The organism is Archangium sp. (assembly GCF_036389735.1).
Lineage (GTDB): Bacteria > Myxococcota > Myxococcia > Myxococcales > Myxococcaceae > Archangium.
On sequence record NZ_DASVWK010000478.1, the window covers coordinates 1 to 3,675 of the forward strand.

4 protein-coding genes are annotated in these 3,675 nt (G+C 70.2%); 3 read left to right on the top strand and 1 reads right to left on the bottom strand.

Annotated features, from left to right (window positions below; all coding sequences use genetic code 11):
• Positions 1-1,482: AAA domain-containing protein (locus VF794_RS17015; RefSeq protein ID WP_331111666.1), on the top strand; the 1,482-nt coding region annotated here is incomplete at its 5' end.
• 10 nt (positions 1,483-1,492) lie between these two features.
• Here the strand turns inward: VF794_RS17015 and VF794_RS17020 are convergent.
• Positions 1,493-2,218 (bottom strand): double-CXXCG motif protein, encoded by a 726-nt coding sequence (locus VF794_RS17020; RefSeq protein WP_331111668.1) that lies wholly within the window; start codon positions 2,216-2,218, stop codon positions 1,493-1,495.
• Positions 2,219-2,532: 314 nt separating this feature from the next.
• Between VF794_RS17020 and VF794_RS17025 the strand changes: the two genes are divergently transcribed.
• Complete coding sequence (locus VF794_RS17025) at positions 2,533-2,709, top strand: hypothetical protein (RefSeq protein ID WP_331111670.1); 177 nt, start codon at positions 2,533-2,535, stop codon at positions 2,707-2,709.
• Positions 2,710-2,797: 88 nt separating this feature from the next.
• A complete protein-coding gene (locus tag VF794_RS17030) occupies positions 2,798-3,673 on the top strand; it encodes an alpha/beta hydrolase (RefSeq protein WP_331111672.1) in 876 nt (291 codons plus the stop codon).
• Positions 3,674-3,675 lie beyond the last annotated feature (2 nt).

Here is a 3,675-nt window from a genome sequence, read left to right on the forward strand (position 1 = left end):
CTCGACAAGGGCGTTGCCCGCCGCAAGCGCGAGGTGCTGCTGGGCAACGAGCCTCCCCGCTTCGACTCGCTGCGCGAGTTCACCCCCACGCGCCCCCTCAACCCCGAGCAGCTCGACGCCGTCTCCCGCGCCCTCGCCGCCGAGGACTTCTTCCTCGTCCACGGCCCTCCCGGCACCGGCAAGAGCACCGTGCTCGCCGAGGTCGCCTCCCAGGCCGTCTCCCAGGGCCACCGCCTGCTGTGCACCGCCGCCAGCAACGCCGCCGTGGACCACCTGTTGGACCTCTGTCTCGACAAGGGCCTGCGCGCCATCCGCGTCGGCCACCCCGCCCGCGTCACCCCCCGCCTCCAGGAGCACACCCTGGACCTCATCGTCGAGGAGCACCCCGACCGCGTCCTCTCCCGCGAACTCTTCGACGAGGCCTTCTCCCTGCTCGGCTACGCCCGCCGCCAGCGCACCCAGGGCCGCAGCAGCGCCCGCTTCTCCAACGCCCGCGCCTCCTCCACCGAGGCCAAGAGCCTCTTGAGCGAGGCCCGCGCCCTCGAGCGCAAGGCCGTGCGCAGTGTGTTGGAGCGCGCCCAGGTCGTCTGCGTCACCCTCGCCAGCCTCGACTCCGGCGTCCTCTCCCACGAGGAGGTCGACCTCGCCCTGCTCGACGAGGCCACCCAGGCCACCGAGCCCCTCGCCCTGCTCGGCTTCCTGCGCGCCCCCAAGGTGGTGCTCGCCGGAGACCCCCAGCAGCTCCCCCCCACCGTCCTCTCCCAGGAGGCCGCGAAGCAGGGCCTCGCCGTCAGCCTCTTCGAGCGCCTGCTCGCGGACCACGGCGAGGGCGTCAAGCGCATGCTCCGCGAGCAGTACCGGATGAACACCGCCATCATGTCCTTCCCCTCGAAGGAGATGTACGACGGCGAGCTGCGCGCCCACCCCAGCGTGGCCGACCGCACCCTCGCCGACGTGCTGTCCGCCGAGGCCTCGGGCGTGGACGCCCCGCCCGTCCTCTTCCTCGACACCGCCGGCAAGGGCTTCGAGGAGGAGCAGGAGAAGGACACCGGCAGCCTCTTCAACCGCGGCGAGGCGGACCTCGTCGTCGCCCGCGTGAAGGAGTTGCTCGCCGCCGGGCTCGCCCCCCGGGAGCTCGCCGTCATCACCCCCTACCGCGCCCAGGCCCATGCCCTGCGCGAGCGCGTGGAGCCCCTCTCTCCCGACGTCGAGGTGGACACCGTCGACGCCTTCCAGGGCCGCGAGAAGGACGCCATCCTCGTCTCCCTCACCCGCTCCAACTCCGAGGGGCAGATCGGCTTCCTCTCGGACCTGCGCCGCATCAACGTCGCCCTCACCCGCGCCCGCCGGCACCTCTTCGTGGTGGGAGATTCGGCCACCCTCAGCGGCCACCCCTTCTACTCGCGCTTCATCGAGTCCACCCAGGAAGGCGGCGGCTACCGCTCCTCCTGGGAGTGGCCCGACCCCGCCGAGTCCCTCTGACAACGGAGGCTCAGCGGGCCTCCAACTCCTTGAAGACGACCCCATCCAGTTCCAGGCGCCGTACCGCGTCCACCAAGCGCTCATTGGCGATGAGGAGCGTCGAGGCGTCGGCCAGCCGGAAGAGGTCCACGTGCTCCGGCAGCGATGCGGCGTCGAGCCAATACGGCTCCGGAAGGCCATAGCCCTTGTCGGCACCACACGCGGAACACGGAGGCTCCCTGGGCGGCAGGCAGTCCGGGTGGAATCGCCCATGGGATTCGAGCTGGATGTCCCGCAGCTCGGGTGCATGTTTGGTGCGGAACCGCACCTGGGTGGGGCCGCCGAGAAGGCCACGCACGCCCGCGTTCCGCAATCGCTCCAAGGCCTCGCGGCGCATGCAGAGGGACCAGGGGTTCTGCATGATGAGCTGGCCGAAGTAACCCAGACCTGTTCCCTGGAGCGGACCGAACACCGCTCCCGTTTTCAGCACGGCGCCCAGGGGCGCCAACGGACGTACCAACTCTCGCCGCCGGATGAATTCCTTGAGAGGGACGGGCCAGGAGTCCAATAGGTGCTCCTGCTCCTCGGGTGGCAGACCCGACAGGTCCACGCACGGGTACTGGGCCGAGGTGCGCCCCTCTGGCTGCAAACCACAAACAGGGCAGGGCTCGATACCGGGTAGCCCCCACTTGTGCGAGGCGTTCAGGTTGCCCGTGTAGCGTGGCGACGGATCTCTCTCGAGCTCATAGAACTTCATGCGTTCATGTCTCCACTCCTGAAGGTCAGGGAGAGAGGCGCTGGGGGCCCGGGCTGCGAAAGGGAGGGCCAGAGTGGCCCGACCCCGCCGAGTTCCTCTAAGAAACCGAGAATTTTCGAGGGTTTGGCGGGGCACTGCGCAAGAAGTGCGGGCCTACATGCACGTTTTGTCACCGCCTTGCGCAAAAAGTGGCACCCGGGTGGGGGCAGGCAAGCGGCAAAGCCCCGGATTCCTTGGGTATCGCCCAAACCCGGTCGTCGGCACGGCTGATGCTTCTGGAGAGGACGGGGAAGGCAGTCCTCCAGGAGGCAGCCATGTCGCAAGCACGTCCGATGGTGTCCAAGGAAGCCGAACTCTGGATCCTCCGTGTGGAGAAGCCCAACGGGAAGGTGCAGGAGTACCGCTGCACCACCGAGGGACAGGCCCGGCAGCTGGCCCTGTTGCTCAACGCCTCGCCCCTGGAGCCGGCCGCACAGCAGCCCGCGGCTTGAGCGGCGCTCGGCGATTCCAGACAACGGCGGAACGCGTTAAGCCGGGGGCTCTGGCCGTGGGTTCTTCCCGGCCAGCAAGGAGCCGCCGTTGTCCTCTTCCTTCGAGTCGTTGAACGTCGACGCCCACGGCCTCTCGCTCCATGCCCGCCAGCGCAACGCCGCGGGCTCTCCCGCCGTCGTCTTCCTGCACGGCTGGTTGGACCACTCGCATACCTTCGACTTCGTCGCCGAGCACCTGCCGGACTCCTGGCGCCTGGTGCTGCTGGACTTCCGTGGCATGGGCCGGAGCGGCTGGCTGCCGCGCGAGGCGAACTACCAGTTCGCCGAGTACCTCGTGGACGTGGAGGCGGTGCTGCGCGCCACCGGCCTGGAGGCGGCGCACTTCGTCGGCCACTCGCTGGGCGGCATCGTCGCCACCGCGTACGCCGCCGCGCGCCCCGAGCGCGTCTTGAGCATCAGCCTCATCGAGAGCCTCGGCCCCACCGGTGGCCCGCCCGACAACGCGCTCCACCGGCTGCGCGGCTTCCTCCAGGACCTGGAGCGCGCCCCCCACCGCAAGCGCTACCCGAGCGTGGAGGCCGCCGCCGCCCGCATGCGGGAGAACAACCCCTCCCTGTCCGAGGCCATCGCGCTCCACATGGCCCGCCACGGCACCGAGCGCGTGGAGGACGGCTTCGTCTTCACCTTTGATCCCGCCCACCGCCGCCGCTTCGGCTCCGGCTACGACGACGCGCAGTGGCTCGCCCTCTCGTCCGCCGTCACCTGCCCGATGCAGCTGCTGCTCGGCAGCGAGGGCCACCGCATCGAAGAGGAGCGGGCCCAGGCCCGGATGGGCGCCCCGCGGCACCTGCGCACACCGCCCCTCACCCTCCCCGGGGGCCACCACGTCCACCTGGAGCAGCCCGAGGCGGTGGCTCGCGCCCTGGTGGAGTTCATCCCTCCCGCTCGCCAGGTCGCCCCATAAGC

Excerpts from the sequence above, each read along its gene's own strand:
- VF794_RS17025 (WP_331111670.1), top strand. The coding sequence starts at position 2,533 with ATGTCGCAAGCACGTCCGATGGTGTCCAAGGAAGCCGAACTCTGGATC.
- VF794_RS17020 (WP_331111668.1), bottom strand. The coding sequence starts at position 2,218 with ATGAAGTTCTATGAGCTCGAGAGAGATCCGTCGCCACGCTACACGGGC.